Below are 2,550 nucleotides of genomic sequence, written 5' to 3'. Positions count from 1 at the left end.
TCCAGGCCCGTGCTTCGCGCGCCAAGTCACCGAGCTCGCGTTGTAGTTGGGCCGCACGCTGAAAGGAGACGAGTGCGTCCGCGCTCCCTCGCATCTGCTGGACCTTGCCGAATTCGATGAGCCAGTATCCCTCCCACACAGGGTTGCGCCGCTCGCGCGCGATGGCGACGGCCTGCGCTATATGCTCCTGTGCGGTTTCGAGGTCACCGAGTTCTCGTCCGATCCCGGAGAGGATTCGAAGCGCGTTTCCCTCGCCGCCCTTTTCGCCGCGCCTCCGGAAGATCTCCAGCGCGTGCCGTACCAGGAGGTCGGCCTCGGCGAGGAGGCCGAGTTCTGTTTGGACATCCGCGAGGTTGGCCGCGGTCACGGCTTCCCAGTAGGAATCGCCGAGATCACGGAATATCGTCATGCCGCGCCTGAACATAGTGCTCGCCCCAGTCAGATCACGGCTCCTGAGGTGGATCAGCCCGATAGCGTTCAGGGACAGCGCCTCGGCCGAGCGGTTTCCCAGATCCCGGCGAATGGCCAGGGCGGCGGTGTGGAACTCGATACCCTCGCGCAGGCGATGGGATTGGGTATGGGCCATTCCCAGGCTTTCCAGCAGTTCGGCCTCGGCGGCTTTGTCGCCAAGGTCCCGCGCGGAGCTCAGGCCGATGGTCGCGGTGGTGATCCAGTCGTCGAACGGGTTGAAGCGCATGTACATGGAACGCAATACGACTGCCAACTTCCAGGCGATCTCGTGCAGGCCGGCCGTCGCGGCGGCGCGAACGGCGGCGACGAGGCCGGGTCTTTCGGTCTCATACCAGTCGATCGCATCATTGTAGGCGGCGAAGACGAGCGGCTCGATGCCGTAGTCCCCCGATGAATCGAGAGGAACCCGAGCCTCGTTGGGGTTGATCAAGCTCTGCGCCGCGTCCGCCATACGCAAATACCATTCGATCGCGCGCCGCACATGCGTAAGACGACTTTCCTGTGTCTCCTCAAGGCCGGCCTGCTCGGTGGCGTAGCTGCGCAGAAGGTCATGAAACTGATATCGGCCGGGCGAATTGTTCTCCAGCATGTGTGCTCCGGCCAGAGCGTCCAACTGATTTCGTGCCGACGTCACGCTCGTACCGACCATGGCGGCGACGACGGGAACGCTGAATTCCGCCCCGGGGTGCAGTCCCAGCAGCCTGAACAGTCGCGCCGTATCCGCCGGTAGAGCGCGATAGGACCAGGCGAAAACAGTCCGTACCGCGTCCGCCTCACTCTCCTCGGCGGTGAGTGCGTCCCAGAGAGCCGACTCGCTGCGCAAATCCGCGACCAATTCATCGAGGTGCATCCACGGCCTGCTCGCGGCGCGCTCGGCCGCTATGCGCAGCGCCAAGGGCAGGCGAGCGCACAGTTGCGCCAGCTCGGCCAGCATCGCGGGGTCGTCCTGCGACCGATATCCGGCGGTCACGACACGCAGCAACTCGATGGCCTCGGCCTCCGGCAACATGCCCAGGGTGAGGCGATGCGCTCCCTCGCGGACCACGAGGCCGGACAGGCGGCTGCGGCTGGTCACCAGGACAAGACATCCGGCCGTGCCCGGCAGGAGTGGCCGGACCTGAGCGGCCGTCGCGGCGTTGTCCAGTACGATGAGCATGCGCCTTCCCGCGAGCAGTGAGCGGTACAGTCCTGCGGACGCGTCCACATCGGCCGGGATCGCCTGGGGTGAAACGCCGAGCGCGCCAAGGAATCGCTCAAGGGCCTGCTGTGGCCTTACCGGTTCGCCTGGGTCGTATCCGCGGAGATTCACATAGAGCTGGCCATCGGGAAAATGATCCTGCGCCTGGTGCGCCCAGTGCAACGCGAAAGAGGTCTTGCCCACACCCGCTGTGCCCGCGATTATCGCCATCGACATCGTCGGCGGCTCGGTCGCGTCCGGAAACAGCACCGCGTCGAGATGCCGCGATTCGGTGAGCCGATCGACGAAACCTCTCACATCACCGGGTAGTTGCCGAGGCAGCGGCGCCGCCGCGGGTCCGGACTGGTGAAAATGAACACCGCCGCCAATGTTGCCCGACTGCACCACATTGCTGGCTGACCCGGAGAGCTCGGAATGAGTGCCCTGCGTGGGCGCCCGCTCCGGCTCCTCAGGAAGTTGTCCGCCTGCCCGCACCACCTGATATCCCCAGCCGTCGCCCTATCGGATTCATCGCTCACGGCTGGGTTACCTGTGATGCGCCCGTACCGGCTCACGACAGTTGCCGACCGGCGGTGGCATCGCAGCGATCTTCCGGGTGAAGAAAGGTGCCAGGTCCTCGCCCTGAATGAACAGTTCTCGAATGAACGAGGTCCAGTGCTCGACGATCTCCGGATCTGTGAAGCTGACCGCGCCGTCGGACACGCCATCATCGTCATAAAGCACCTGGTAGAGCTTCTGTTCACCCAGGGTGACCAACTCCGGAAGGGGATGAGTCGCCTCGTACGACGCGACGGCTTCCGGGCCGACAACCCGGATCTTCTCCCCGCATTCCGCGCGAAGACGCAACAGATGAAGTTCCCACTGGAGGTACAGGCAGGGCT

The 2,550-nt window shown here is 64.8% G+C and carries 2 protein-coding genes; both read right to left on the bottom strand.

From position 1 onward, the window contains the following. Window positions 1-2,146, bottom strand: a 2,146-nt coding sequence (locus tag Acor_RS41905) for an ATP-binding protein (RefSeq protein ID WP_155342314.1), incomplete at its 3' end; no start/stop codon positions are given. Between the two features lie 48 nt (window positions 2,147-2,194). Then, a partial coding sequence (locus Acor_RS41900; RefSeq protein WP_340163136.1) for a DUF6879 family protein occupies window positions 2,195-2,550 on the bottom strand: 356 nt, incomplete at its 5' end.

This window comes from Acrocarpospora corrugata, assembly GCF_009687845.1.
In the GTDB taxonomy this organism is placed as follows: Bacteria; Actinomycetota; Actinomycetes; order Streptosporangiales; family Streptosporangiaceae; genus Acrocarpospora; species Acrocarpospora corrugata.
Note: the sequence above shows the minus strand (reverse complement) of the source record. Positions and strands in the feature narration are given on the sequence as shown.